Below are 25,962 nucleotides of genomic sequence, written 5' to 3' on the forward strand. Positions count from 1 at the left end.
CGTTAAAATACAGCGCACTGTTAATTTTGGATCATAATATCCACTATATCTTGCGGTAATCAGTTACCGGGATGCATTCTGGCACGGAGTTTCTTTGTGAAGTTCAACGATTCGTTACATGTGTCCCAGCTGCGGGTTGTGCTTCACCTCTGCGGTTTTCTGGTTCTTCTGTACAGCCTGTCCATGCTGCCGCCGATGGTTATCGCCCTGCTGAATAAAGAGCGAACCTACTTTGCTTTTTTAACCACCTTTTTGACCTTTTTCACCCTTGGCGGACTCACCTGGCGGGCAACACGTCATTCCGGTATACAGCTGCGCACCCGTGACGGTTTCGTGATTATCGTTCTGTTCTGGCTGCTGTTTTCATTGATTAGCGCCATGCCGTTATGGATGGATGACGGTCTGCAACTCTCCTTTTCCGATGCGCTCTTTGAAGGGGTCTCAGGGATCACCACCACCGGGGCGACGGTGATTGGGGACGTCAGTGCCCTGCCGAAGTCGTACCTTTATTACCGCGCTCAGCTCAATTTCATTGGCGGATTAGGGGTCATCGTACTGGCCGTCGCGGTCCTGCCGCTGCTCGGTATCGGTGGCATGAAGCTATATCAGTCGGAAATGCCTGGGCCGTTTAAGGAGGAGCGCCTGACGCCCCGACTCGCCGATACCGCGCGTACGCTGTGGGTAACCTATCTGGCGCTGGGACTGGTCTGCACGCTGGCGTACTGGCTGGCGGGCATGCCCTTTTTTGACGCCGTCTGTCACGGGCTTTCCACCGTCTCATTGGGTGGGTTTTCAACCCGAAGTGAGAGCATCGGGTTTTACGACAGCCACGCGATTGAGCTTGTCGCCGGGGCTTTTTCACTGCTTTCCGCGTTTAACTTTACCCTCTGGTATGTCGTCATCGCGCGCCGCACGCTGAAACCGATTCGGCGCAGCCCGGAGGTGAAATTCTTTCTCGGTGCCGCCACCGTCATTATCGCCATCACCGCCTGGCAGGTGTGGCACGCGGGGATGTACAACAGTACCGACAGCCTGGTACATGCCTTCTTTCTGGCCAGCTCCATGATGACCGACAACGGTCTTTCGACGGCCGATTACGCTCACTGGCCTCCCCACACCATTTTCCTGCTGCTGAGCGCCAGCTTTTTTGGCGGCTGCGTCGGCTCTACCTGCGGCGGGATCAAAGCGCTGCGTTTTCTCATCATGTTTAAGCAGTGTATTCAGGAGATGAATCAACTCGCGCATCCGCGCGCGCTGCTGAGTATTAAGGTCGGCAAAAGCGTCGTGAATGAACGCGTTCTGCGCTCGGTCTGGAGCTTCTTTTTTCTCTACGTGATGATAACGGGCTTTTTCGTCTGGGCGCTGAATCTGCTGGGATACGATCTGTTCACGTCATTTGCCACCGTTGCGGCCTGCATTAACAATATGGGGCTGGGGTTCGGCGAAACGGCATCAACCTTCGGGACGTTAAAAGACGAGGCCAAGCTGTTGATGTGTGCGGCGATGATTATGGGGCGTCTGGAAATTTATCCGGTACTGATCCTGTGCTCACGCTTTTTCTGGCGGGCATAAAAATTCCCGGCGAACCGGGAATCGTATCGTGGTTTAGGGTGCCGGGTTGACCAGCATCTGGCCGACGGATCCCCTGTCCATCATCTCCAGCGTCTGGCTGTGGAACAGGAACGGGAAGTGCGGCCACGAAGGCTGTCCGTAGTAGACCAGCAGTTCAACCTGCCCATCCACCCAGACGGTATCCTTCCAGCCCCTGTCTTCAGGGAACGGCATCGCGCCATTGACGTTGCGGATCAGGAAACTCACCCCTTCGATATGGAACGACTGCGGCATGTCCGAGCGAACCGTCCAGCGCTCCCAGGTACCCTGCTGCGCGGTAATATCGATACGGTTAACGTCCCACAGCGTGCCGTTGATCCCCGGATCGTCGCCCAGGCTGATATCGCGGCTGTGCACCGGCGAACCGCTCATGATCTCCTGCGGTAGCAGGCGCATCGGCAGGCTGTCGGTCACCAACGGCAGCAGGCCGGTAGGACGCAGGGTCAGCACCAGGGTGGAGACCAGGATACTCGACGGCTCAAAGAAACCGCGAATGCGGTCCACAATGCTGGCCGCTTCGCCACAGGTGATCGACACCTCATCACCGTTGGTCATATCAATAAGGATTTCGCGGCGTTCGCCTGGCGACAGCGCCAGCTGCTTCACGGAAACCGGGGCCGGTAAAAAGCCCTGGTCGCCGGAGATGACGTGTAGCGCGCGACCATCGCTCATTTGCAGCTGGTAGCGGCGCGAGTTAGAGGCATTCAGCAGACGCAGACGTACCCATCCGCGCGACACTTCGACATACGGACTTTGCGCGCCGTTAACCAGCAGCGTATCGCCAACGAAGCCACCGCTGCCCGGCTCGCTGTATTCCGGCGTGCCGAAATTATCCAGCCGTTTGTCCTGAATAATGACCGGAAAATCATCCACGCCATAGTGGTTCGGGATTGGCAGGGATTTACTGATTTCATCTTCCACCAGCCACATACCGGCCAGGCCGTTATACACCTGCTGGGCCGTGCGGTTAGGGGTATTGGCATGATACCAGAGCGTCGCCGCGCTCTGACGAATCGGCAGAACGGGCGCCCAGTCAGCGTTAGGCGACATCATGCGTGCCGCGCCGCCAAGCAGCGGGCCAGGCACCTGTAAGCCACTGATGGTCATGGCGACATTTTCTGTCGTACGGTTACTGTAGATCAGCTTAACGTCATCGCCATTCCACACGCGTATGGTCGGCCCAAGGTAACGCCCGTTAATGCCCCACACCGGCGCACGCGTGCCCTGGGTAAAGGACCAGTGGCTGCGCTGTAGCGTCAGGAAAAGCGGCTGCCCACGACGGGATTCTATTAACGGCGGAATGGGCAGCGGCTGTTGCTGCCCGGCGGCGTTGGCTGTCAGCGGCAGCGCACCCGCACAAAGGGCGATCCCGGAAGCCTGAATAAACTGACGCCGACTGAATGACATATAAGCTCCATCTGAAACGACTAACAACGCGGGAATTCGTTTTCCCTTTTAACGCCGGCTTACTTCTTACCGGCGGCTTCTCTCTCTGCGACTTCTTTGTCGAGCAGCGCAATATGCTGAGCCATCAGTTCACGGCAGTGTGCTGCCAGCTCGCGAACCTGATCTTTACCGTATTTGCTGGTATCCACCGGCGGCAGCATTTCGACAATCACCAGCCCGTTATTCAGGCGGTTAAGATTAATCTTATTAGAAGTATTGGAAACACACACAGGAATAATTGGAACACCTGCCGCAATTGCAGCATGAAACGCACCGGTTTTGAACGGCAGCAGGCCACGGCCACGGCTGCGCGTCCCTTCCGGGAACATCCAGATTGAGATCCTGCGCTTTTTGAAGTGATTAACCACTTCAGCAATAGTGCTGTGCGCTTTCGCGCGGTTGTTACGGTCAATCAGCAGGTTACCGGTCAGCCAGTACAGCTGGCCGAAAAAAGGGATCCACAGCAGGCTCTTTTTGCCCACGGTCACGGTCGGTGGCAGAACAATGTTGGAGGCCGTCACCATATCGTAGTTGTTCTGATGGTTAGCGATAAAGATGGCGTTACCGAAGTTCTCAGCCCCTTCCGGCAGGCGTTTTTCAACCTTCAGGCCAAACAGCGGCGCAAGGCGGCCGAACATATGGCCGAAGGTGGCGACATGTTTCGGATTACGCGGACTGAACAGGCAATAAATAGAGCCGAAAATACAGACCAGAATGCAGTAAATAATGGTAAGAATTAAACGAACAATGAATAGCATAGCGACCTCTGAAGCCCTGACAGCTGACAATTATACTTCACCTGTGGCCAGGTAAGGACTTTATTACGAGCGCGTATTGTTAATCGCAACGCACGAATTAACAACGATTTTACGGGAAATTTTATTGAAATTCCCCCTCCGGAACAGAGGGGGAGATAACGGCGTTACTCTTCGCTGTCGCCCGCGGTACTGCGCGCAGGAGAGTCAATCTCCACGCGGTCAATACGCTGCAGGCCGCGCATCAGCGAGCCGCGTCGACCGCGCTCGCCCACCACTTTCTGCAACTCTTCCGGACGAAGCTTGATTTTACGTTTGCCGACATGAATGGTCAGCGTGCTCTGCGGCGGCAGAATAAAGAGGTGCGCCAGACCATCTACCCCTTTCGCCGCTTCCGCTGACGGGATGCTGATGATCTTGTTGCCCTTGCCTTTTGACAATTCCGGCAGGTCGCTGACCGGGAACATCAGCATACGTCCGGCGGCAGTGATCGCCAGCAGCATATCGCTGTCGTTTTCCACCACCAGCGGCGGCATCACATGCGCGTTGTCAGGCAGGCTGATCAGCGCCTTACCGGCACGGTTGCGGGAAACAAGATCGTTAAAGGTACAGATAAAGCCGTACCCCGCGTCAGACGCCAGCAGCAATTTCTGGTCATCGGCTTCCATCAGCATATGGTCAACCGTCGCACCCGGCGGCAGCGTCAGCTTACCGGTAAGCGGTTCGCCCTGTCCGCGGGCAGAAGGCAGCGTGATCGGGTCGATGGCGTAGCTGCGCCCCGTCGAGTCGATAAAGGCGACCGGCTGGTTGCTCTTACCTTTCACGGCCGCTTTAAAGCTATCGCCCGCCTTGTAGCTCAACCCTGGCGCGTCGATATCGTGACCTTTAGCACTGCGCACCCAGCCGCTCTGAGACAGCACAATGGTGACCGGCTCTGATGGCTGCATGTCGTGCTCATTCATCGCCTTCGCTTCTTCGCGCTCATGCAGCGGAGAACGACGGTCGTCACCGAATGCATCGGCGTCAGCCTGCAGCTCTTTCTTGAGCAGGTTGTTCATCTTGCGTTCGGACGCGAGGATCGCCTGCAGCTGATCGCGCTCTTTTTCCAGTTCGTTCTGCTCACCGCGGATCTTCATCTCTTCGAGTTTGGCGAGATGACGCAGTTTCAGCTCAAGGATTGCTTCGGCCTGGGTTTCACTGATGCCAAAGCGCGACATCAGCGCCGGCTTCGGCTCGTCCTCGGTACGGATAATCTCAATAACTTCGTCGATATTGAGGAACGCCACCAGCAAACCTTCAAGGATGTGCAGGCGTTTAAGCACTTTTTCCAGTCGATAGTTCAGACGGCGGCGAACGGTATCGCGGCGGAACGTCAGCCATTCGCTCAGGATCTCCAGCAGATTTTTCACTGCCGGACGACCGTCGAGGCCGATCATGTTCAGGTTGATGCGGTAGCTTTTTTCCAGATCGGTGGTGGCAAACAGGTGGTTCATCACCTGCTCCATGTCCACGCGGTTGGAACGCGGCACGATCACCAGACGCGTCGGGTTTTCGTGGTCGGATTCGTCGCGCAGGTCATCCACCATCGGCAGCTTTTTATTGCGCATCTGGGAGGCAATCTGTTCCAGCACTTTCGCGCCGGAGACCTGGTGCGGCAGCGCGGTGATGACCACTGCGCCGTCCTCTTTGGTCCACACCGCACGCATGCGCACGGAGCCGCGGCCGTTCTGGTAGATTTTGCGGATTTCCGCGCGCGAGGTGATGATTTCGGCCTCGGTCGGGTAGTCCGGCCCCTGCACGATATCCAGCAGATCGTCCAGCGTGGTTTTCGGCTGTTCAATCAGGGTGATGGCGGCTTTCGCCACTTCACGCAGGTTGTGCGGCGGAATGTCCGTCGCCATACCCACCGCGATACCGGTAGTGCCGTTCAGCAGGATGTTCGGCAGACGCGCAGGCAGCATTTTCGGCTCCTGCATCGTACCGTCGAAGTTTGGCACCCAGTCCACGGTTCCCTGACCCAACTCGCCCAGCAGCACTTCAGCGTAGCGGGAGAGACGGGATTCGGTATAACGCATCGCTGCGAAGGATTTCGGATCGTCCGGCGCGCCCCAGTTCCCCTGACCATCCACCAGCGGATAACGGTAAGAGAACGGCTGTGCCATCAGCACCATCGCTTCATAACAGGCGCTGTCGCCGTGCGGATGGTATTTACCCAGTACGTCACCGACGGTACGGGCGGATTTTTTGAACTTGGCGGTCGCATTCAGCCCCAGCTCGGACATCGCATAGACGATGCGGCGCTGAACGGGCTTCAGGCCATCCCCGATAAACGGCAACGCCCTGTCCATGATGACGTACATGGAGTAGTTCAGGTAGGCGTTTTCCGTGAATTCATGTAGCGCGAGGCGCTCTGCCATATCGCTCATTATGTGTGATTCCTCAACTCAGAAACCGAAAGGTTTCAGGCAATATTGCCGCAGATACTACCTTATCTGGCGTGTTGAGTCACAAAGAAAAAGGGCCGCATCCGCGGCCCTTTCGGGGTTATTTGTTCAGTTTGATAACCTGCTTCACGTCGATTTCAAAATCGTTCCACTCTTTATCGACTTTACCCTGAATTTCCACCTTATCCTGCGGGGTTACGGTCACGCCGTTCCAGCGCTTGTGGTCAATCTCCACGTTAACCGTACCGGTCTCATCGCGGAAGGTGTAGCGGTCATCAGACAGGCGCTGAGTGATGTTCCCGCGCAGCTTCACCCAGCTGTCGTCCTTCATGTCCTTCACTTTCACCGCGGTGGTGAGGTTCGCGTCATTATCGACAAAACCGCCCGCCTGCGTCTGGGCCTGGGTTTGTGCGGCAGAGGGGCCGTTAAATCCGCCCTGTGCAGCAAAAACAGGGGCAGTGGTCATCATCATGATGGCGGCAATCGCAGCGAATTTTTTCATATTAACTCTCCCTTTAATGTGGTTTCGCAGTCCATTTAACAGGGTAAACCTTAACAACTTCTTAAGGGAAAAATTTATTTATTATTACTGTACAGCAGGCTGATGCAGAGGGTTTACTGACGTTATCAAGGAGGGAACATGCGCATTTTACTGGTTGAAGACGACAAGCTGATCGGCGATGGCATCAAAGCGGGGTTAAGCAAAATGGGCTTTAGCGTGGACTGGTTCACCGACGGAAAAACCGGCCAGACCGCGCTTCATTCTGCACCGTATGATGCCGTAGTGCTGGATCTGACGCTGCCGGAAATCGACGGACTGGATATTCTGCGCGCCTGGCGCGAAAGCGGACGCCGCGAGCCGGTATTGATTCTGACGGCGCGGGATGCGTTGAACCAGCGTGTCGAAGGGCTGCGTCTGGGGGCGGATGATTACCTGTGCAAGCCCTTTGCACTGATCGAAGTGGCTGCCCGCCTTGAGGCGCTGGTGCGCCGAAGCCACGGCCAGACCCGCAGCGAGTTGCACCATGGAAAGGTCACGCTCGATCCCACCAGTCTCGTGGCCACGCTGGACGGCGAAACGCTGACGCTCAAGCCGAAAGAGTTCGCCCTGCTGGAGCTGCTGATGCGTAACGCGGGCCGCGTGCTGCCGCGCAAGCTGATCGAGGAAAAGCTCTACACCTGGGACGACGACGTCTCCAGCAACGCCGTTGAAGTCCACGTCCACCATCTTCGTCGTAAACTGGGCAGCGAATTTATCCGCACCGTGCACGGTATCGGCTATACCCTGGGTGACGCATGAAACTGACCCAACGCCTGAGCCTGAAGCTGCGCCTGACGCTCCTCTTTTTAGTGCTGTCGCTGACGGCGTGGTTTGCCGCAAGCCTGGTCGCCTGGCAGCAGACCACCCACACGCTGGATAAGCTGTTCGATACGCAGCAGATGCTGTTTGCCAAACGGCTGTTGACCATGGATCTGGATGAGATCCGGGCCCCCGAACGGATGCGTGAGATCCCCAAAAAAGCGAAGCACGGTCGTCTGGATGACGACGCGCTGGCCTTCGCCATCTACGCCACCGACGGCAAGATGATGTTAAATGACGGCGAAAACGGGCGGGACATTCCGTACCACTATCGCCGTGACGGGTTTGATAATGGACGGCTACAGGGCGACAACGACGAGTGGCGTTTTTTATGGCTCACCTCACCCGACGGGAAGTACCGCGTGGTGGTCGGCCAGGAGTGGGAGTATCGCCAGGAGATGGCGGTAGATGTGGTCAGCTCCCAGTTGACCCCGTGGCTGGTGGCGCTGCCCCTGATGCTGTTGTTGCTGATCGTTCTGCTGAGCCGTGAACTGAAACCGTTAAAAAAACTGGCGCAGACCCTGCGCTCCCGCTCACCGGATGCCACCGACGCGCTCCCGACTCAGGGGGTTCCCACTGAGGTGCGCCCGCTGCTCGACTCGCTGAACCATCTGTTCACGCGAACCCAGGAGATGATGACTCGCGAGCGTCGTTTTACCTCAGATGCCGCGCACGAGCTACGCAGCCCTCTCGCGGCCCTGAAGGTGCAAACCGACGTGGCGCAACTGTATCAGGACGATCCGCAGGCGCAGCAAAAAGCGCTGGCGCAGCTGCATGCGGGTATCGATCGCGCATCCCGGCTGGTGGATCAGCTCCTTACGCTGTCGCGTCTGGACTCGCTGGATAACCTCGACGATATCGAACCGATCGTGATGGCCGATCTCCTGCAGTCGGCGGTGCTGGATATCTGGCATCCGGCACAGCAGGCCGGGATTGATATTCGCCTGAACATTCATGCCCCGCAGGTCACACGTCAGGGCCAGCCGCTGCTGCTGAGCCTGCTGGTGCGTAACCTGCTGGACAACGCCGTGCGTTATAGCCCGCATGGCAGCGTGGTGGACGTCACGCTGGACACCCGGCGTTTTACCGTGCGTGACACCGGCCCCGGCGTTTCCACCGATGCGCTGGCGCGTATTGGTGAGCGTTTTTATCGCCCACCGGGACAGGATGCAACGGGTAGCGGCCTGGGGTTATCTATCGTCAGGCGCATTGCCGCCCTGCATGGTATGCGCGTCGCGCTGGGCAATGCGGCAGAAGGCGGCTTCGAAGTGAAGGTCAGCTGGTAAGGGATTATTGCGTTTAATGCAAAAGACTTTGCACATTTTGCTCATTTAACCGCATCGCTCGCGCGCGTAAAATCCTCGCCATACTTTCATCTTCGAGGACACCTCATGAGCAACATTCTGATTATCAACGGTGCAAAAGAATTTGCGCACTCTAAAGGCCAGCTGAATGACACCCTGACTGAGGTCGCGGACGGTTTTCTGCGCGACGCCGGGCATGATGTTAAGGTCGTGCGCGCGGACAGCGATTACGATGTCAACGCGGAAGTGCAGAACTTCCTGTGGGCTGACGTGATTATCTGGCAGATGCCTGGCTGGTGGATGGGTGCCCCCTGGACCGTGAAAAAATACATGGATGATGTCTTCACCGAAGGCCATGGCGCACTGTACGCCAGCGACGGTCGCACCCGCTCCGACGCATCCAAAAAATACGGTTCTGGCGGCCTGATTCAGGGCAAAAAATATATGCTGTCCCTGACCTGGAACGCACCGCTGGAAGCGTTCACCGAGAAAGATCAGTTCTTCGAAGGGGTGGGCGTTGACGGCGCATATCTGCCGTTCCACAAAGCTAACCAGTTCCTCGGAATGACGCCGCTGCCAACCTTTATCGTTAACGACGTCATCAAAATGCCTGACGTCCCGCGCTATATCGCAGAATATCGCAAGCATCTCGCGGAAATTTTTGCTTAACTGGTAACCTGGAATTAGAAGGAGTTAACCATGCTTACTGTTATTGCTGAAATCCGTACTCGTCCAGGCCAACATCACCGCCAGGCGGTGCTGGATGAGTTCGTGAAAATTATCCCCACCGTACTGAAGGAAGAAGGCTGCCACGGCTACGCGCCGATGGTCGACGCCACCACCACCGCCAGCTTCCAGGCTACTGCCCCAGACTCGATCATTATGATTGAGCAGTGGGAAACCGTGGCCCATCTTGAAGCCCACCTGCAGACCGCGCACATGAAAGCGTGGAGCGACGCGGTGAAGGGCGATGTGCTGGAAACGCATATCCGCATTCTGGAGCAAGGGGTGTAAGTTTACCCTGTTCCTGATTCCTGCCCTCCCCCTTCCGGGAGAGGGTCAGGGAGGCATATTACCAGTACAACTTCCAGCTTTGGGTAAACCTGACTAACGCCTCCACGTAGAAGTAGTCTCCCCAGCTCGCGCACTCGTCCACGCCTTTATTGCTTGCCAGATGATAAACGGAGTGCTTCAGCAGCCCAGTGCCCTTCTCGTCTTTGCCCATCAGGTAGTGTTTCGTCAGTGACGACATCATTCCTTTTGCCCATTCAGAATACCGCTCGCGATCCGGATCGGTCACCGGCAGGTGCTTCACCAGCTCCAGCAGGCCACATACCGCAATCGCCGCCGAGGACGCGTCGCGTAGCGCATCCGTGCCGACCAGCGCCAGATCCCAGTGGCAGACGTAATCTTCCGGCAGACGGTTGAGGAAGTAGTTCGCCAGCCGTTTCGACAGGGCAATCATCGTCGCATCACCGGTATAGATGTAGCTCAACAAGAAGCCGTAAATTCCCCACGCCTGCCCGCGCGACCAGCAGGAGTCATCGGCATAGCCTTGCTGAGTATTGCCGTAGCGCGGCGCGCCGGTGTGCACATCCATATAGTAGGTGTGGAACGTTGAGGCATCTTCACGGATAAGGTACCTCGCTGCCTGCATCACGTGCGCTTTGGCGGCATCGGCAAAGCGCGGATCGCCCGTCTGTTCGCTCGCCCAGTAGAGCAGTGGCAGGTTCATATTGCAGTCGATAATCATCCGCCCGGCCTGTTCCGGGTCAGCCAGATCGCCCCACGCCTGAATAATCTTTGCCTTCTCGTGGAAGCGCTCCAGCAGCGCCTCCGCCGCCAGCAGCGAGAAGCCACGCGCCTCACGGTTACCGGTCAGTCGCCAGGCCGCCACGCAGGAGAGCGTATACAAAAAGCCCAGATCGTGGGTGTTAGTGTCGTGGCGCCCGGCGATACGCAGGCCAAACGAGCGCACATGTTTTTCCGCCATCGCGCGGAATTTCGCTTCGCCGCTCATCTCCCACGCCAGCCACAGCTGCCCGGTCCAGAAGCTGGTGGTCCACTCCACGTTGTCGGTCAGCGGATAAAAACCCTGCTGGCAGGTTTCCGCCGGGAACTGCTCACCAAACGCCGTTAAATGGCGGCTAATCAGCGCAAGGATATGGTCGCGTGCTGAACTCAGTTCATCGCGGAATACGCGCGAATCAACGGGCACGGGGATAGCGGGCAGGCGTTCCTCTGCGATACGACTTAACATATTTTTCGGTTCCTTCTTTGACGGCTTAATTATCGTGATGAGGGTTCTGCTACGTTCAGCGCGCGGGGGCCGCACCATTTACTCTGGCAGGCAGATAACGTAAAGGCAGAAATAAACGTGAAGATCAGCGCCGTGGCGCCCATGATGATATAGGTGTTCTCGAAACCAATGCGGTCATACATATAGCCGGCAGGCGACGAGACCACGACATTGCCGACGTACAGCATCGCCTGATATCCCAGCAAATACATGGTGGCGTTAACGCGCTTATCGAAATGTTCGGCAATATACTTAAAGACGGAGACCAGCAGCAGACAAATTTCCAGACCGTACAGCGGCTTAAGAATGGAAATTAACAGATGTGAATCACACAGACCGGAAATAATCAGACGCGCACCGACCACCAGCCCGACAATTAACAGCCCACGTTTGGCGCCAATAGCGTTCACCAGCAGCGGGATCACCATATACATGACAAACTCCATTCCCGACTGCACGGTCCCCAGATAACCAAACACCGCATTGCCCTGGTGAATATCATCAAAGAAGGTCACGAAATAGCGCGAAAACTGCTGCTCGGCGATAAACATCATCCACGCCACACCGGCCACGTACAGACAGAAGGCCCAGAATTTACGGTTACGCAGCAGCGCGTAAACGTCTGACGGGGCAATTTTCTCTTTCGTCAGCACTTCGCCGGCATGTGCGGAGTTAGTGTTCACTTTCAGGCTCAACAGGACAATCAGCATCACCACCGATGCCACGCTGCCCATAATAAAGTTATACGCTGGGGAGAGATTAAACAGCAGGCCGGAGAAGGAGGACGCCACTGCCCAGCCAAGGGAGCCCCACATCCGGATCTGACCAAACTCCATACCGTTTAAACGGCTAAACCGGTCAGAATAGGATTCGCACGCCGCCACGCCCGCATACCAGGCAAAGCTTAAATAGAGTGCGCCAATAATAATCCCCAGCAGCGTGTTGGACATTAACAGCGGCTGATAAACATAAATAAAGAACGGCGCCATCAGGGCAGACATTGCCACCACAAAATAGAGCAGGTATTTGCTCATGCCGATCTTATCGAGAATATAGCCATAGATGGGCTTCAGAATGACGGAGAAAATCCCGTTCACCGCAAATACGGTACCAATCACCGAACCACTGAGGTTCGCTTTCTGGCCTAACCAGATAGCCAGCAGGCCAATACTGGCAGACCAGGTAAAGAAATAGAGAAATATAAAACTGCTGATTTTGTAATATTCAGTTCTGTTTGTTGTAGCGGTCTTTTTCATATCATCCTCGCCGACGTGTAGGGTCAGAGTTTTTATAATGAGAACGACAGCTGTCGCTCACTGCCGGGCTCGCGGATAACAACCCGGTTCTCGCTGATATTCAGTTGTGGGACTGCCATAACCGGCTGGCTTTCGCCGGCGACGGCGGCACAACAGAGCCAGCTCTCCCCCTGCGCAAGCGTGGTTTTCAACAGCGGAATGGCAGCGCATTCCGGGAACATAATGCTGCTGTTCGGCGGTGTGACGATGCTGTCCGGTTCACGGTTAACCACCGGAGAGAGATCGACCAGCACGCTGGTGCCGTTACCGGCGACAAGCCAGCATCCGTTCTCACGGATCTGCGGTTCGGTGTTCATCACCGCAAAACCGCCCTCCGCCGTATTCAGTCGACGGGCGCTGTTGATACGGTGCAGGCGCAGGTGCCACTCACCAAACGGCACTTGCCAGGTCTCGATATGGACGTCATGCCACGGAGACCAGCGTGAGTAGAGATAATCTTCAGTGACCCGCACCGCTTCACATTCGCGGCGACCGCGGAAATAGTTATCCCCGTCTGCCAGCAGCAGCATGGAGTCGCAGGCGGCATGTTTCAGGCCAAACCGTCCGCGCTCAATCGTGAAACCAAAGCGGCTGGAGTAGGCAAATTTGGTGTATTTGGCTTCCGTATTCACGTAGTTATTCAGCTCAAGCTGCCCGGCGGTAAGCATAGTGACGTGCTGCGACTGACCGGCATGCATCAGGATCTGCTGTGCATGCGGGATGACGCGTTTTTCCGCAAGCGCGGGCAGCGGCTGCTCTTCAGCCTGCCAGAACGGATGGTCCTCCGGCATCGCCAGAATCAGGTAGGTTTTCAGCGCCCAGTATGGCGAGCCGGGGGCGTTATAGTCCTCACACATCGCCAGGTTCGGATAAGCAAAACCGAGGGTCAGAATGCCGTCCCGATCGGTGATGGGCTGTTGCTGCCACCAGCGCAGATGGCGCAGCACGATGCCCTTCACAATCCCCGGCGTGAACACCTCCAGACCGGAAAAGGCGACGGCACTCCAGAAGGCGACCATTGCAAAGCGATAGGTCAGGCTGCGACCAAACGGTACCGAGGCACCGTCGGCGGCTGACCAGTAGATAAAGTCTTCGGCGAACAGGCGCGAACGTGCTCGCAGCACCTGCGCCCTCTCCTCGTCACCACTCAGGGTGGCGTAAATCAGGCCGTAGAAATGGAATGCCATCGAGATGTAATAGTCTTTCGGCCGCCCCGGCCCGTCGGAATACCAGCCATCGCCCAGGTAATAGGCCTCCATCATCGCAAACCGTCGGTCAATCGCCGTCTGGTCATACGGCAGCCCGGCGCGCTTAAAACCGAGCTGCACCATAATGGCAAAGTAGTTCCAGTTGCTGTCCGGCATTTGCGCATGGGCGATCTGGTTGAGCCATGCGTGCAGGTTCATGACCTCGCGCCTGGTAAAGTGCGCGGTGAGTTTATCCCCCAGCAGGGCAAGCCCCAGACCGTAGGCCGCCATTTCGACCAGACGCTGATCGTAGGGGCCGGTTTCGCCCCAATAACCGTCACTGTGCGGATCGGTGCCAAGTTTGATCGCGGTAAGGTATTTTTCGCAAAAGGGGCTGGCATCGCCGGATGCCAGCAGCGGAAACAGCCCCCATAGCGCACGTGAGAGTCCCTCCATCTGCGCGATATCCGTGCTGTAGTGCGCACAGGTTTCACCCAGCGAAAATCGTGAACTGCCCGGCGCAAACGCCTTATCCAGCGCACTCAACAGAGTATTCAATGACGCCACGATATCCTGGCGTGAAGACAACGGATTTGATTTTTCTTTATTTGCCGCCCACATACGCTCACCCTCGTAATCAACTGCGGCAAAGCATAGTGAATCCACACGGGGCAGAAATGTTAGCCATGTCACAGCTAAGAGCGATGAATAAACCCGCAGTTAAGAAAATTTAAAAAGGTGGTTTATAAAGAGATTCTGACGGGAAAAAGTTGAGTTTTATTGCACTATGCGCGACACGCCAACATCCGATCATCTGGAGCTGATTACCTTAAATGACACCGTGGTGTCGTTTAGCCGCCTGTTCGCCAATACGGTGCGCTATCACCACTGGCATCAGTGTCTGGAAATTCTCTATGTGGAAGAAGGCTTTGGCGTGGCGATTGTCGATAACCGTCATTACACCATGCGCCCCGGGCGGCTGTTTTTCTTCCCACCGTTTACCCTGCATAAGGTGATGGTGGACGAGAAGGCAGAAGCCCTTTACAGGCGCACCATTATTCATCTCGACCAGCATGCCGTACTGAAAACCCTGCGTGATTTTCCGCAGGCTCAGCAGCGTCTGCAGAAGCTGTCTCGTCGTGGCGGCGAGGCCTGGGTCGCTGACCTGGCGCATTGCCAGAAGCATATCGATTATCTTCTTGGCTGTTATCAGCCGCCGCTGAACAGCGAAAACATTGCCGGGCTGTTGATTAGCCTGTTTGCCATGCTGCCAGATGATAACGACGGTGCCCCGGGGAGCAGTCAGGGCGTGGCAAGCCAGGTGATGTTCTGGCTGGATGAGCACTATCGGGAGAAATTTCGCCTGGATGCGCTGGCGGCTGAGCTGGGAAAATCACGCAGCTATGTATCGCGAAAATTTCATGCGGAAACAGGCGAGAAGATCCACGACTATCTGAATACGCTACGGCTGCGAAAAGCCTGCGAGTACTTGCTGCACAGCAATGCCAGCGTGCGTGAGATTGCCGCGCGGGTGGGATTTTCCGACGTGACGTGGTTTATCAGCGCCTTTAAAAAAGGGATTGGCGAGACGCCGCTGCAGTACCGGAAAAATCATGGCGCGGCGTGATCCCCTCACCCGCTCTTCTTGCCCGGTTTTAACCCGCGATGAAATTCGTTAATGCGCTTCATCGACCTGATGGTGCGCTGGGGCTCCGTTGACGCTACAGACAAAATGATCATCTCCAGACACAGCAGCACCGTGCCGTGGAGCGGAATTTTGCCCTTTTCACCGCCGCGCGGAACGTGGATCACCACGCTGGCCTCTTTGCTGAAGCGCGAGTCCGTAGCATTGGTCAGCAATATCGTGGGAATACCCAGCCGTTTCGCTTCACGCAGCGTGGTTTGTCCTTCCCGGTGGGCCGATTTTTGCGCCATCATCACCAGCACGTCGCCGCGCTGTAAGGCTATCAACTGCTCTGCCAGACCAATGCCGGTGCGGTTGAGTGCAATAGCGGGCAGGCCGATACGGCTGAACAGCCGGGAAGTGTACTCGGCCAGAATGCCGGAAGCCCCAATCCCAAAGATCGCGACCTGACGTGCCTGCGCCAGCAACGACACCGCCTGCGCCATTGCGTAGCGGTTGTGCGGCTCGGACAGCACGTCACAGGTATGCTGATGCCCTTCCAGCACAAAATCGATGCTCGCGTTCACGTCGCTGGTGAGCGTATTCACCGTAGTGGACATTTTTTCGCTGGAGGAGACCACCGGCCCAAACCACTGCTCCAGAGTCTGCTTCAGGTCACGCAGCCCGGCAAAGCCAAGAGCCTGAATGGCGCGAACCACCGTAGCGTCCGAGGTTTTCAGCAACGCAGCAATCTCCATCGCCGTCTGCTCCATCACCGCTTCGCGGTTTTCATTGATGTAACGCGCAACCTGCAGCAGGCGCGGCGTGAGCTGGTGCCCCCGCGAGCGAAAGCGGTCGCCATAGACATCAACCCGGGCTTTGTCTTTTCTGATCACTGTGACGCCTCCGGCAGCGGTCGACCGGCAATCTGCGACTGCACCTGGGCGGCCATCAGGCCTAAGGAGGCAAAGGAGTTCGAGATGGCCTCTTCACGGGAGATCAGTATGTAGTGGCCGGTGCGACAGGCATTGAGGAACTGACACCAGCCAGGCATCACGGCATCCATCGCTGCCAGCTCATCCTGCGGTTTGCCGCCGGTATCCCCGCGCCAGGTGGCAAAGACAAAATCTGCATCCAGCTCGGGCAGACGTTCGGCGCTGACGTCAATTCGACCGCCGTCAGGGATGGACTCAATCAGCGGCGGGAATGTGAATCCTGCGTCGCGCAGCACGCGCCCCAGCGAGTGGTAGCTGTGCATGGCGTTGATTTTGCCCTGGTTGGCCTGTATCACCGACACGGTGATGTTGCGGGTGTCGATGGTCGCTTTCAGGGCGTTAATCTGCTCCTGATAGCGACGTTCAAGGATCTTCAACCGGGCTTCGGTGCCCGTGAGCTGTGCCAGCTTGCGGTAGATCTCCGGCGCGCCGCCATCGAGATGATCGATACTCACCGTCGGGGCAATTTTCTCCAGCTGTTCAACCGGCGTGTTACGGGTCGGTTCGGTGATGATTAAATCCGGCTTTGCAGCGGCGATGGCCTCGATGTCGATATCCGCGGAGCCGATAAATTTGATGTCGGCGTTATCAAAATCAACGCCCGTCAGCATGCCGCTGGCGCGCAGAAAATGGCTACCGTCCGGCCGCGTGCGCCCGTGGCTTGCCACTGGCGGCACGCCGAGCTCAATCAGCGGAATGGTGATATCCAGATCGTGCAACGAGACAATCCGCTTCGGGTGAAGGGGCACAGTCACCTTGCGGTTCAGATCGTCGGTAAACGTCTGTGTTGGCTCCGCCGCACTCACGGCAAACCCCACCAGCAACAACATCGAAAAAAGTATACGCATCACCATCCCCTAAAATCTGTCCCGTCGCTGCCAGAGCAGCAGCAGGAAAAACGGTCCGCCAATCAATGAAATGACTACGCCTGCCGGCAGCTGCAGCGGCAGGAAAGCCAGACGTCCGACGTTATCTGCCAGCAGAACCAGCAACGCCCCCAGCACGGCACTTCCCGCCAGCAGCGCGGTTTGTCCGCCGCGCAGCAGCAGGCGTGCCATATGTGGCGCAATCAGTCCCACAAAACCGATACTGCCCACGCACGAGACGCAGGCCGCGGTCAGCACCACCGGGGCAAGCACGCGCAGCAGCGCCAGCCGTGAGGTGTGTACGCCAAGCCCCGTTGCGGTGGGGTTGCCCATCAGGGCCACGTCTGCGGCGCGCGCGGTCAACAGCAATAGCACAAATGCCGGCAGCGTCCAGGCTGCCGCAATGCCTACCAGCGTCCAGTTTGCTGCATGCAGGCTTCCCGCCAGCCACAGCATCGCCGTCTGCACGTCACGCACGTCGGCGGTGGTCATAAAGACCCCCATTGCCGCGGCAAACGCCCAGGAAACGCCGATCCCCGTCAGGATAAATCGCGGCCGCGAAATATCGCGCGCCAGCGCCACCACCAGCAGCGCGGTGAGTATGCCCCCCGCCATTCCCGCCAGCGGTCGCCAGGCTAGGCTGAGCGCCGGGAACTGAAAAATCAGCACCAGCACCGCCGCGCTACATCCCTCTTTCACGCCGATAAGCCCCGGGTCGGCAAGGCCATTACGGGTGACAGACTGCATCGCTGCCCCCGCCATGCCGAGCATGGCACCGCATAACACCGCCATCAGCAGACGCGGCAGACGGATATCCATCACGATGTAGCGCGTATCCGCCTCCAGATTTTGCGGATACAGCAGCGCCCGTCCGATGGCCGACGTCGGGATCGGCAGCGAGCCGTGCGTCAGGCCAAACCCGAGCAGGATAAAGGCCGCGAGCGAAATCAGCGCAAGGCAGGCCAGCGCCCTCGGGCGTACCAGCGTAGAAAAAGTGCCTATACGCAACGCGCGCAGTCCGGCCCGGCTCATTTGAACGCCCTCGAGGCCATAAAGATAAAGACGGGAGCACCGACCAGCGCGGTCATAATGCCGGTCGCCAGTTCATAAGGGGTAAACAGCGTGCGGGCGGCGAGATCCGCCAGTAGCAAAACCAACCCTCCACACAGGGCTGAAAGCGGCACCATCACGCGCAGATCCACCGTCACCAGACGCCGTATCAGCTGCGGCACCACGAGGCCAATAAAACCAATCGGTCCGGCAACGGAGACTGCCGCGCCGCACAGCAGCGCGATTGCCAGCAGCGCGAACAGGCGTGTCCTGAGAAGCGATACGCCAAGCCCCTGGGCCATCCGGTCCCCCAGTGCCAGCATATTGAGTGACGGCGACAGCCAGAGCGCAAGGGCGAAACCCGCGCCAGCGGCCCACGAAGCGCTGCGAAGCATTCTTTCTGTTATTCCGGCCAAATCCCCCGCCAGCCAGGTGCGTAAGGCGAGAAGCGTCTGCTCATCGAGGATCAGGACCGTGGCGGTAATCGAGGAGGCGAACGCCGACATCGCCACCCCGCACAAGGTGACTTTCATCGGCGTCAACCCGGTGCGTCCCGAAGAGGAGAGCATCAGTACCAGCAGAAACAGCGCGGCGGCGCCGGCGGCGGCAATCAGCGGGCGACCAAACGGCAGGGTGAACCCGAGTGCGCTTGTCAGCACGACGGCCAGCGCGGCGCCGGCATTCAGCCCCAGAATATGTGGCTCACCCAGCGGGTTACGGATAACGGACTGCAGCAAGACGCCTGCCACGCCAAGTGCAGCGCCGGTAAGCATGGCCGCAAGGAGGCGTAACAGGCGCAGCCTGATAATGATGTTATGGTCGAAATTGCGCGGGTCGAAATCGACAAAAGCTTGCACGACCGTCAGGGGAGAAATAACGCGCGCGCCCGTGCCCAGGTGTGCAATTGCGCCCATCACCAGCAGCAGCGCAAAGAGCAGAAAAGCCAGTGACGTTCGCATCATGATTTTTCTGCGACCTGGCGAAACGGCATGAAGAACGGTTTGCCAGTGAGCGGATTAACTGACATATGTACGTCAACCTCAAACACCGCTTTGATCAGTTCCGGCGTACAGGTATCGCCCTCGTGAAGCACACCCTCTACTTTCCCCTGGCGTAAAAAGACCAGGGAATCACCGTAGTTCACCGCGAAGTTAAGATCGTGCAGCACCACCACGACGGTGCGCCCGTGCTGGCGGGTCAGCGTATGCAGCAGTTCAAGGATTTCCACCTGATAGCGGAGGTCAAGAAACGTTGTCGGCTCGTCGAGCAGGATATAGGGCGTTTGCTGCGCCAGCGCCATCGCAATCCAGCAGCGCTGACGCTGGCCGCCGGAAAGGCTTTCCACCGGCAAATGGGCAAACTCCGCCGTACCGGTCAGGCGCAGTGCCTCTTCCACGGCCTGCTCGTCTTCGTCACTCCACTGGCGCATAAAATTTTGCCAGGGGAAACGCCCGCGCGAAACCAGCTCAAACACGGTTAACCCTTCCGGCAACAGCGGTGACTGCGGCAGAATGCCCAGCTGACGGGCGACCGCTTTGGTTGGCTGTTGATGAATGGCTTTGCCATCCAGCAGCGCAGCTCCCCCGAGCGGTTGCAGCAAACGTGCGATCGTGCTCAGTAGCGTGGATTTTCCACAGCCGTTCGCGCCCACCAGAACGGTTATTTTCTGTGGGGGGATCGCAAGCGAGATCTCATCGACGATGATTTTTTTCTGATAGCCAGCAGAGAGGTTCTCAAGAACCAGCCCTGACTTATTCGTGTTGTGAGCCACGTGAACGCCAACTTAATAAAAAACTAACAAATAAAAATAAAACTCATTCTCTTTTGAGAGTTTGCCGCTGCGCCATGTAGTAGTCAAGAGAAGAAACACCCTTAAAAACCCAGGGTTATCGTGCAGGAACGGGAAAACCGCTAAACGAATTAATTAATTTATTTTCAACAAGTTAATTACTTACCACGCTAAGTATCAGAGGGGGCGTAAAGCTGTAGTCGATTTTTGCTTTTTTCCATTTACTACTACATCAGCGCATGATTGAATGATTCTCAATTACATGTTCGATGCCAGCGATGGCTAACGAGCAGACCGTAAAGGGCAATGACTCACACATTCTTCCGTGAAGCTTCATTCGCGGGATATTTCGGGAAAACAGATGTAATGGCTACGTTCACTCCTTCACTCTCTGGGGTAAAAGGGCGCGCGCTCTTTTCACTGCTGTTTATGGCGCCGCTGGTGCAGGCAGCAGACAACACCGCGGCTCAGGACGGCGAAACGCTTACCGTCACCGCCGATCCTAATGCCGTGGCCGATGCCACCAACGGCTATCAGCCGCTGAACACCTCCACCGCCACACTGACCAATATGCCGATGCTGGATATCCCGCAGGTGGTAAATACTGTCAGCGATAAAGTGCTGGAAGATCAGCACGCTACCACGCTGGATGAAGCCCTCTATAACGTCAGTAACGTGGTGCAGACCAACACGCTGGGCGGCACGCAGGATGCGTTTGTACGCCGTGGATTTGGCGCGAACCGCGACGGCTCAATCATGACCAACGGCCTGCGCACCGTGCTGCCGCGCAGCTTTAACGCAGCCACCGAGCGTGTGGAAGTCCTCAAGGGACCGGCCTCAACGCTGTACGGCATCCTCGATCCGGGAGGGCTTATCAATGTGGTCACCCGACGTCCGGAAAAACAGTTTGGCGGTTCGATCTCGGGCACCTCCTCAAGTTTTGGCGGCGGTACCGGCCAGCTCGATGTCACAGGTCCCATTGAAGGAACGCGCCTGGCTTACCGCCTGACGGGCGAGTACCAGGACGAAGATTACTGGCGAAGTTTCGGCAAGGCGCGCAGCACCTTTATCGCGCCCTCGCTGACCTGGTTTGGCGATGACGCCACCGTGACCGTGCTCTATTCACATCGTGATTATAAGACGCCGTTCGATCGCGGTACGATCTTCGATCTCACGACCAAACAGCCGGTGAATGTTGACCGTAAAACCCGCTTTGACGAGCCGTTCAACATTACCGATGGCCAGTCCGATCTGGCGCAGCTCAACGCGGAATACCGCCTTAACAGCCAGTGGACGGCGAAGTTCGATTACAGCTACAGCCAGGATAAATACAGCGATAACCAGGCGCGGGTGATGGCCTATGACGCGAAAACCGGCAACCTGACCCGTCGTGTGGATGCGACGCAAGGATCAACGCAGCGCATGCATTCCACCCGTGCAGACCTGCAGGGGAACGTGGATATCGCGGGCTTTTACAATGAGATCCTGACCGGCGTGTCGTATGAGAATTACGACCTGCTGCGCACGGATATGATTCGCTGTAAGAATGTAAAAGATTTCAATATTTACCATCCGTCTTACGGCAATCTGAGCAAGTGTACGACCGTTTCCGCCGCGGACAGCGATCAGACGCTCAAACAGGAGAGTTACTCCGCTTATGCTCAGGACGCCCTGTACCTGACGGATAAATGGATTGCCGTCGCCGGGCTGCGTTATCAGTATTACACCCAGTACGCGGGCAAGGGCCGGCCGTTCAACGTCAATACCGACAGCCGCGACGAGCAGTGGACGCCAAAGCTGGGGCTGGTCTACAAGCTCACGCCATCCGTCTCGCTGTTTGCTAACTACGCCCAGACGTTTATGCCGCAATCGTCCATCGCGAGCTACATTGGCGACCTGCCGCCAGAAACGTCCAATGCCTACGAAGTCGGCGCTAAATTTGACCTGTTCAACGGCATTACCGCCAACATCGCGTTGTTTGATATCCACAAGCGCAACGTGCTGTACACCGAAAGCGTGGCGGGTGAAAACATTGCTAAAACCGCTGGCCGCGTGCGCTCGCAGGGCGTGGAAGTGGATCTGGCAGGCTCTCTGACCGAGAACACCAATATTATTGCCAGCTATGGCTACACCGACGCGAAAGTGCTGGAAGACCCGGATTATGCCGGCAAACCGCTGCCAAACGTGCCGCGCCATACCGGTTCGCTGTTCCTGACGTACGATATTCACAACGTCATCGGCGGGAATACCCTGACAATCGGCGGCGGTGGACACGGCGTGAGCCGTCGCTCCGCGACCAACGGTGCGGATTATTATTTGCCAGGGTACGTAGTTGCTGATGCCTTTGCGGCCTATAAAATGAAGCTACAGTATCCGGTGACGCTGCAGGTCAACGTGAAGAACCTGTTTGATAAGACCTACTACACCTCGTCGATTGCGACCAATAACCTCGGCAACCAGCCAGGCGATCCACGTGAAGTGCAGTTTACGGTGAAGATGGAATTTTGATGTAAAAAAGCCCGGTGGCGCTAGCGCCTACCGGGCCTTCGTTCCATCCCCTCTCCCGGTGGGAGAGGGGTAAAGAGAGGGCATCAGGCCTCAATATCCGCCATATCGCCTTTTTCCTGCAGCCAGTTGCGTCGGTCTTCCGAACGCTTCTTAGCAAGCAGCATATCCATCATGGCGTTGGTTTGCTGTTCGTCTTCGTCGCTGATGGTCAATTGCACCAGGCGGCGGGTGTTTGGATCCAGCGTGGTTTCGCGCAACTGCATCGGGTTCATCTCGCCCAGCCCTTTAAAGCGCTGCACGTTCGGTTTGCCCTTCTTACGCTTGAGCTGTTCCAGTACGCCCGCTTTTTCCTCTTCCGTCAGCGCGTAGTAAACCTCTTTGCCGAGGTCGATACGGTAGAGCGGCGGCAGCGCCACGTGGACGTGACCGTTTTTCACCAGCGTCCTGAAGTGCTTCACAAACAGCGCGCACAGAAGAGTAGCGATGTGCAGACCATCGGAGTCCGCATCCGCGAGGATACAGATCTTACCGTAGCGCAGCTGGCTCAGATCGTCGCTGTCCGGATCGATGCCGATCGCAACGGAGATATCATGCACTTCCTGCGAGGCCAGCACTTCATCCGACGACACTTCCCAGGTGTTCAGGATCTTACCCTTGAGCGGCATGATCGCCTGATATTCACGATCGCGCGCCTGCTTGGCAGAGCCCCCTGCCGAGTCCCCTTCCACGAGGAACAGCTCGGTGCGGTTCAGATCCTGCGCGGTACAGTCCGCCAGCTTGCCCGGAAGCGCCGGGCCACTGGTCAGTTTTTTACGCACCACCTTCTTGGCGGCACGCAGACGACGCTGGGCGCTGGAAATGGCCATTTCTGCCAGCATCTCGGCGGCCTGCACGTTCTGGTTCAGCCACAGGGTGAAAGCATCTTTGACCACGCCGGAGACGAACGCCGCACACTGACGTGAGGACAAACGTTCTTTGGTCTGACCGGCGAACTGCGGATCCTGCATCTTCACCGACAGGACGTAGGCGCAGCGATCCCAGATATCTTCCGCCGACAGCTTCACGCCGCGGGGCAGAATGTTGCGGTATTCGCAGAACTCGCGCATTGCATCCAGCAACCCCTGACGCAGACCGTTGACGTGCGTACCGCCAAGCATGGTCGGGATCAGGTTGACGTAGCTTTCGGTCAGCAGCTCGCCGCCTTCCGGCAGCCACAACAGCGCCCAGTCCACCGCTTCCGTATCACCGGTGAAATTACCGACAAACGGTTTTTCCGGCAGGGTTGGCAGGCCGTTAACGGCTTCGCACAGATAGTCGTTCAGACCGTCTTCATAGCGCCAGGTCTGTTCGGTGTTGTTGACGTTATCTTTAAAGGTAATTTCCACGCCAGGGCACAGTACCGCTTTGGCTTTCAGCAGGTGCGTCAGGCGTGAAACAGAGAAACGAGGACTGTCGAAGAAGCTTTCGTCAGGCCAGAAGTGGACGCTGGTTCCGGTATTGCGCTTGCCGCACGTGCCGACGACCTGCAGATCCTGCACCTTCTCGCCGTTTTCAAAGGCGATGTTATACACCTGACCGTCGCGGCGGACGTTGACTTCCACGCGTCTGGACAGGGCGTTAACCACGGAGATCCCCACGCCGTGCAAACCACCCGAGAACTGGTAGTTTTTGTTGGAGAACTTACCGCCCGCATGAAGACGACAGAGGATCAGCTCAACGGCTGGCACACCCTCTTCCGGGTGGATGTCCACCGGCATGCCGCGTCCGTCGTCGATGACTTCCAGCGACTGATCGGCATGGAGGATGACGTCAACGCGTTTGGCATGGCCAGCCAGCGCTTCATCCACACTGTTATCAATAACTTCCTGGCCCAGATGGTTTGGGCGTGTCGTATCGGTGTACATCCCAGGGCGGCGGCGAACCGGCTCAAGCCCGGTGAGTACCTCAATGGCATCAGCGTTATAGGTTTGCGTCATGATTTAAACTAGCAGTTCGCATTGATTGTCAGTGGCTGTGCAGTCCAAGAAAATCGACAATCTGGGTGAAATGATTCTCAAAGCCCGTGAAAGCATGGTTTCCGCCTTCTTCTATAGTCTGGCGGCAGGATGCGTAATACGCCACTGCCTGGCGGTAATCCAGCACTTCATCACCCGTCTGTTGCAGCAACCAGATAAGATCGGGCGCTTCAAGCGGGTCTACCTGCATAACTTTGAGATCGTAAATATGGCGTGACTCTAGCACATATTGTTGGCCGGTGTAGGGGTTCTCGTTTTGCCCGAGAAAGTCCCGCAGCAGCTCAAATGGCCGAACCGCCGGGTTAACCACCACCGCAGGCAGCATAAAACATTGCGAGAGCCAGGTGGCGTAATATCCGCCCAGCGAAGAACCGACCACGCCGAACGATTCGCCGCCGTGTTCCATCACAACCGATTCCAGCATTTCTGCGGCTTCCGCCGGGTAAGGCGGCAGTTGAGGGATAATCATCTCAACGTGCGGGTGATGTTCGCTCAGCCACTGGCGAAACTGCGTCGCTTTCGCGGAGCGCGGCGAACTGTTGAATCCGTGCAGATAGAGGAGCGTAGACATCAATAGCCTTCTGAAGCGGTGTCCGGGCGGAATTTTGCGCCGGTTAAACGGCAGACTTCCGTGGTGAGCAGGCCATCGGGATGCAGTTCGAGCCAGCGCCAGCCCGGTGCAATGGTGTCCAGGGTAAAGTTTGCGCAATGCGGCTTGAACTGAACGCAGGTCGAGGGCGTGGCCAGCAGTCGGCGGCCATTCCAGTCGAGATCCTGCTCCTGATGAATGTGTCCGCACAGGAGATTCTGCACCCGCGGGAATTTCGCCAACACTCTGTCCAGCGCGGCAGAGTTGCGCAGGCTGTGTTGATCAAGCCAGCTACAGCCCGCCGGCAAAGGATGATGATGCAGCAACAGCAGCGTATGACGTTCAGGTTCGGCAGACAGTTTGGTCTCAAGCCAGTCGAGTTGAAAGTCGCTTAACTCACCGTGTGGGACGCCAAAGACCTGGCTGTCCAGCAGCAGGATCTGCCAGTGGTCACCCACAAAAACACATTTTGCCGGAGAGATCCCCGCATCCTGCAGCGAGCTGTACATGGCAGGCTGGAAATCGTGGTTTCCCGGTAGCCAGACGCAAGGCACGCTAAAACTCGCGATGCCTTCAGCGAAATGCTGGTAGGCCGCGGAGGATTGGTCCTGCGCCAGATCGCCCGTCGCGACAATCAGATCGCATGGGCGATTTTCAGCGTGAATGGCGCTAAGTACCGCCTGATAGCTCTCCCAGGTATTCACCCCAAGCAGAGTTTCATGCTTTTCGGCAAAAAGGTGGGTATCGGTGATTTGTAATATCCTGACTGGTGCCCCACCAGCAACAGTCAGGTTCAACAGGCTTTCCAAATGGTGTCCTTAGGTA

22 protein-coding genes are annotated in these 25,962 nt (G+C 57.1%); 7 read left to right on the plus strand and 15 right to left on the minus strand.

What is annotated here, in order from left to right:
* Positions 1-96: 96 nt before the first annotated feature.
* The gene (locus tag ACMVME_RS15610; protein ID WP_251858924.1) at positions 97-1,572 is read left to right on the plus strand and encodes a TrkH family potassium uptake protein; all 1,476 of its coding nucleotides are present in this window, start codon (positions 97-99) and stop codon (positions 1,570-1,572) included.
* 33 nt (positions 1,573-1,605) lie between these two features.
* Here the strand turns inward: ACMVME_RS15610 and ftsP are convergent, their stop codons facing one another.
* The 4 genes from ftsP to ACMVME_RS15630 form a co-directional block, all read right to left on the minus strand.
* The gene (gene ftsP / locus ACMVME_RS15615) at positions 1,606-3,018 is read right to left on the minus strand and encodes a cell division protein FtsP (RefSeq protein WP_414743456.1); all 1,413 of its coding nucleotides are present in this window, start codon (positions 3,016-3,018) and stop codon (positions 1,606-1,608) included.
* A gap of 59 nt (positions 3,019-3,077) precedes the next feature.
* Complete coding sequence (gene plsC / locus ACMVME_RS15620) at positions 3,078-3,815, minus strand: 1-acylglycerol-3-phosphate O-acyltransferase (protein ID WP_020883654.1); 738 nt, start codon at positions 3,813-3,815, stop codon at positions 3,078-3,080.
* A gap of 164 nt (positions 3,816-3,979) precedes the next feature.
* Positions 3,980-6,238: a DNA topoisomerase IV subunit A gene (gene parC / locus ACMVME_RS15625; protein WP_032678970.1), complete on the minus strand. Its 2,259-nt coding sequence runs from the start codon at positions 6,236-6,238 to the stop codon at positions 3,980-3,982.
* 118 nt (positions 6,239-6,356) lie between these two features.
* Positions 6,357-6,758: a YgiW/YdeI family stress tolerance OB fold protein gene (locus ACMVME_RS15630; protein ID WP_020883653.1), complete on the minus strand. Its 402-nt coding sequence runs from the start codon at positions 6,756-6,758 to the stop codon at positions 6,357-6,359.
* A 138-nt stretch (positions 6,759-6,896) separates the two neighbouring features.
* Here ACMVME_RS15630 and qseB point away from each other — a divergent pair, with 138 nt between their 5' ends.
* From qseB to ACMVME_RS15650, 4 genes are all read left to right on the plus strand, one after another.
* Positions 6,897-7,556, plus strand: a complete 660-nt coding sequence (qseB, locus tag ACMVME_RS15635; protein WP_025203157.1) for a quorum sensing response regulator transcription factor QseB — start codon at positions 6,897-6,899, stop codon at positions 7,554-7,556.
* Positions 7,553-8,902 (plus strand): quorum sensing histidine kinase QseC, encoded by a 1,350-nt coding sequence (gene qseC, locus ACMVME_RS15640; RefSeq protein ID WP_014171625.1) that lies wholly within the window; start codon positions 7,553-7,555, stop codon positions 8,900-8,902. The genes qseB and qseC overlap by 4 nt, the downstream gene beginning before the upstream one ends.
* Before the next feature lie 105 nt (positions 8,903-9,007).
* On the plus strand, positions 9,008-9,589 hold the full coding sequence (locus ACMVME_RS15645; protein WP_014171626.1) for an NAD(P)H-dependent oxidoreductase: 582 nt from the start codon (positions 9,008-9,010) through the stop codon (positions 9,587-9,589).
* A 30-nt stretch (positions 9,590-9,619) separates the two neighbouring features.
* Complete coding sequence (locus ACMVME_RS15650; RefSeq protein WP_014171627.1) at positions 9,620-9,934, plus strand: putative quinol monooxygenase; 315 nt, start codon at positions 9,620-9,622, stop codon at positions 9,932-9,934.
* A 58-nt stretch (positions 9,935-9,992) separates the two neighbouring features.
* Here the strand turns inward: ACMVME_RS15650 and ACMVME_RS15655 are convergent, their stop codons facing one another.
* Genes ACMVME_RS15655 through ACMVME_RS15665 form a run of 3 tightly spaced genes read right to left on the minus strand, consistent with a single transcriptional unit; the run spans position 9,993 to position 14,322 of the window.
* The gene (locus ACMVME_RS15655) at positions 9,993-11,180 is read right to left on the minus strand and encodes a glycoside hydrolase family 88 protein (protein WP_251858923.1); all 1,188 of its coding nucleotides are present in this window, start codon (positions 11,178-11,180) and stop codon (positions 9,993-9,995) included.
* A gap of 29 nt (positions 11,181-11,209) precedes the next feature.
* Positions 11,210-12,475 (minus strand): oligosaccharide MFS transporter, encoded by a 1,266-nt coding sequence (locus tag ACMVME_RS15660; RefSeq protein ID WP_223398742.1) that lies wholly within the window; start codon positions 12,473-12,475, stop codon positions 11,210-11,212.
* A 32-nt stretch (positions 12,476-12,507) separates the two neighbouring features.
* Entirely contained in the window at positions 12,508-14,322 is a 1,815-nt protein-coding gene (locus ACMVME_RS15665) for a DUF2264 domain-containing protein (RefSeq protein WP_251858922.1), read from the minus strand.
* Between the two features lie 166 nt (positions 14,323-14,488).
* Here ACMVME_RS15665 and ACMVME_RS15670 point away from each other — a divergent pair, with 166 nt between their 5' ends.
* On the plus strand, positions 14,489-15,328 hold the full coding sequence (locus tag ACMVME_RS15670) for an AraC family transcriptional regulator (RefSeq protein WP_014171631.1): 840 nt from the start codon (positions 14,489-14,491) through the stop codon (positions 15,326-15,328).
* A gap of 5 nt (positions 15,329-15,333) precedes the next feature.
* Here the strand turns inward: ACMVME_RS15670 and ACMVME_RS15675 are convergent, their stop codons facing one another.
* From ACMVME_RS15675 to ACMVME_RS15695, 5 genes are read right to left on the minus strand one after another with little or no spacing between them, the layout of a single operon-like run.
* Positions 15,334-16,221, minus strand: coding sequence for a MurR/RpiR family transcriptional regulator (locus ACMVME_RS15675; protein ID WP_014171632.1), 888 nt, complete (start codon positions 16,219-16,221; stop codon positions 15,334-15,336).
* Entirely contained in the window at positions 16,218-17,168 is a 951-nt protein-coding gene (locus ACMVME_RS15680; RefSeq protein WP_068795068.1) for an iron-siderophore ABC transporter substrate-binding protein, read from the minus strand. The genes ACMVME_RS15675 and ACMVME_RS15680 overlap by 4 nt, the downstream gene beginning before the upstream one ends.
* 9 nt (positions 17,169-17,177) lie before the next feature.
* On the minus strand, positions 17,178-18,218 hold the full coding sequence (locus ACMVME_RS15685; RefSeq protein ID WP_068795017.1) for a FecCD family ABC transporter permease: 1,041 nt from the start codon (positions 18,216-18,218) through the stop codon (positions 17,178-17,180).
* Entirely contained in the window at positions 18,215-19,198 is a 984-nt protein-coding gene (locus tag ACMVME_RS15690; RefSeq protein WP_068795018.1) for a FecCD family ABC transporter permease, read from the minus strand. Before ACMVME_RS15690 ends, ACMVME_RS15685 begins: the two co-directional genes overlap by 4 nt.
* Positions 19,195-20,007 (minus strand): ABC transporter ATP-binding protein, encoded by an 813-nt coding sequence (locus ACMVME_RS15695; protein ID WP_014171637.1) that lies wholly within the window; start codon positions 20,005-20,007, stop codon positions 19,195-19,197. Before ACMVME_RS15695 ends, ACMVME_RS15690 begins: the two co-directional genes overlap by 4 nt.
* A 384-nt stretch (positions 20,008-20,391) precedes the next feature.
* Here ACMVME_RS15695 and ACMVME_RS15700 point away from each other — a divergent pair, with 384 nt between their 5' ends.
* Complete coding sequence (locus tag ACMVME_RS15700) at positions 20,392-22,533, plus strand: TonB-dependent siderophore receptor (protein ID WP_047355865.1); 2,142 nt, start codon at positions 20,392-20,394, stop codon at positions 22,531-22,533.
* Positions 22,534-22,616: 83 nt separating this feature from the next.
* Here ACMVME_RS15700 and parE read toward each other — a convergent pair whose 3' ends face one another.
* From parE to cpdA, 3 genes are read right to left on the minus strand one after another with little or no spacing between them, the layout of a single operon-like run.
* Positions 22,617-24,509 (minus strand): DNA topoisomerase IV subunit B, encoded by a 1,893-nt coding sequence (gene parE, locus ACMVME_RS15705; protein WP_020883640.1) that lies wholly within the window; start codon positions 24,507-24,509, stop codon positions 22,617-22,619.
* Positions 24,510-24,537: 28 nt separating this feature from the next.
* Entirely contained in the window at positions 24,538-25,119 is a 582-nt protein-coding gene (yqiA, locus tag ACMVME_RS15710) for an esterase YqiA (protein ID WP_025203008.1), read from the minus strand.
* Positions 25,119-25,946 (minus strand): 3',5'-cyclic-AMP phosphodiesterase, encoded by an 828-nt coding sequence (gene cpdA / locus ACMVME_RS15715; protein ID WP_014171641.1) that lies wholly within the window; start codon positions 25,944-25,946, stop codon positions 25,119-25,121. Before cpdA ends, yqiA begins: the two co-directional genes overlap by 1 nt.
* Positions 25,947-25,962 lie beyond the last annotated feature (16 nt).

This window comes from Enterobacter cloacae complex sp. 2024EL-00711 (genome assembly GCF_047529885.1).
Taxonomy (GTDB): domain Bacteria; phylum Pseudomonadota; class Gammaproteobacteria; order Enterobacterales; family Enterobacteriaceae; genus Enterobacter; species Enterobacter ludwigii.